The organism is Halorubrum sp. SD612 (assembly GCF_002135005.1).
This window is the reverse complement of sequence record NZ_NEWI01000330.1, coordinates 1-1,689: the sequence shown is the minus strand read 5'-3', so window position 1 is coordinate 1,689 and position 1,689 is coordinate 1. Positions and strand designations below refer to the sequence as shown.

Annotated in this window: 2 protein-coding genes and 1 pseudogene; all 3 read right to left on the bottom strand. The window is 73.5% G+C overall.

From position 1 onward, the window contains the following. Nucleotides 1-73: 73 nt before the first annotated feature. Complete coding sequence (locus B9G38_RS17040; protein ID WP_086221155.1) at nucleotides 74-295, bottom strand: hypothetical protein; 222 nt, start codon at nucleotides 293-295, stop codon at nucleotides 74-76. A gap of 104 nt (nucleotides 296-399) precedes the next feature. Beyond that, nucleotides 400-1,395 carry a class I SAM-dependent methyltransferase family protein gene (locus tag B9G38_RS17035; RefSeq protein WP_086221154.1) on the bottom strand — a complete coding sequence of 332 codons (996 nt, stop codon included), beginning with the start codon at nucleotides 1,393-1,395 and terminating at the stop codon, nucleotides 400-402. 60 nt (nucleotides 1,396-1,455) lie between these two features. Next, a pseudogene (locus B9G38_RS17030) lies at nucleotides 1,456-1,689 on the bottom strand (corrinoid ABC transporter AT-binding protein); the annotation flags it as partial.

Genomic DNA, 1,689 nt, shown 5'->3' with positions numbered 1-1,689 from the left:
GTGGGCTGGGGGTCGGGCGGGTCGGGTGGGTGTGGTCAGGCGGCCGGCTGCTGCGGAGGGGGCGTCCCGCGAGTCACTCCCGCTCACGCGTCGTGACCCGAACGCCGCCGTCGACGCGCCACTCGGCGTGTTCCGCGTCCTCGCCCGTGCCGCTCGGCACCTCGACGGTCATGTCCTCGAACTGGTAGTGGATCTCGGCGTTCCGTCCGGTGAGTCGGTCGTACAGCCCGATCGCCAGCTCCGGCCAGGTGGTCGTCTCGTCGATGCGCTCTTCGGGGTCTGCGGCGTCGCTCATGCGAGTACGTGTTAGTGTGTCTCACTCATAAGTGAACTGCCTGACGTGTCCGTGCCGTTATATCCGAGGGCGATCGGACGCGGTCGGAGGACGGACCGACGCGGTCAGCCGTCGACGCGCGTGAGGCGGACGTCGAGACAGACGTTGTACTCGTGGGGGGCGTACGACCGGACGACGCGCTCGGTCTCGACGTCGACCGCGTAGGCGTCGCCCGCGGCCGCCTCGATCGCGCGTCGTCCCGGGCCGAACGGGTCGTCCTCGTGCTGGATGTCGTAGTAGTGGACGACGCAGTCGTCGCCGGCGAGCGCGACGGCGGTCTCCAGGAACTCGTCCGCGGAGTGCGGGAGGTTCATCACGAGGCGGTCGGCCGCGTCGGCGTGCGAAGCGGCGAGCTCGCGCACGTCGCCCGCGATGGCGGTGACCCGGTCGGCGACCCCGTTGCGCTCGGCGTTCCCGCGGAGGTACTCGACGGCGCGCTCGTTGAGGTCGCACGCGACCACGTCGGCGCCGCGGGCGGCCAACGGCACCGCGTACGGGCCGACGCCCGCGAACATGTCGATCGCCGACTCGCCGGCCGAGGCCTGCTCGACCACGCGGTGGCGCTCGGTCGCGAGCCGCGGCGAGAAGTACACCTCGGCGACGTCCAGCAGGAACTCGTGGCCGTACTCGCGGTGGACCGTCTCGGTGCCGTTCCCGGCCAGCACGTCCCACCGCCGGACCCGCAGCTCGCCCTCGATCGGCGAGGCGCGGTTGAGGACGGTGTCGCAGGGGAGGTCGGCCGCCATCACCGCCTCCGCTATCTCGCGGGCGCGCTCGTCGTCGTCCTCGTCGACGATGACGATGTCGCCCAGCCGCTCCAAGGAGGGCTCGTAGCCGAGGATCTCGGCGGGGGTCGTCGGGCGCTCTCGGGCCGCCGCGTCGCGCTCGACGATCCGGTCCGCGAGGTCGGCGGGGACCCGATCCCGGTCCGCGACCGGGATGTAGATCGTGTCGCCGTCGACGGCTATCTCGTGGTCGCCGTCGAGCGCGTCCGCGTCGGCGAGCCGGCTCCGGACGGTCTCGCCGCGCTCGCGGGCGACGGCGACGCAGGGAACGCTCATCGTCGGAGGGACGCGGGCGAACGGATAAACGGTGACGTTTCGCGGGCGGCGGGCGAGGACTCACTCCGCGTCCGCCGTCGCGGCCGCGACCGCGTCGAGCAGCTCCGCGTCGCCCACGTCGGCGGGGACGGGAACGACGCGGTCCGCGGCCGCGGCCACCTCGGCGTTCGGGCCGTCGGCGACCGCGGATGCGCCCTCGTCGCCCGAGCGCTCGCCGACCGCGAGCGTCGCGTCCGCGTCGGCCGCGAGGTCGCGGGCCGCCGCGAGCGTCGCCTCGGAGGGCTCCTCGAAGGG

Bases quoted from the DNA above. Each gene is read 5' to 3' on its own strand.
- B9G38_RS17035 (WP_086221154.1), bottom strand. From the start codon at position 1,395: ATGAGCGTTCCCTGCGTCGCCGTCGCCCGCGAGCGCGGCGAGACCGTC.
- B9G38_RS17040 (WP_086221155.1), bottom strand. From the start codon at position 295: ATGAGCGACGCCGCAGACCCCGAAGAGCGCATCGACGAGACGACCACC.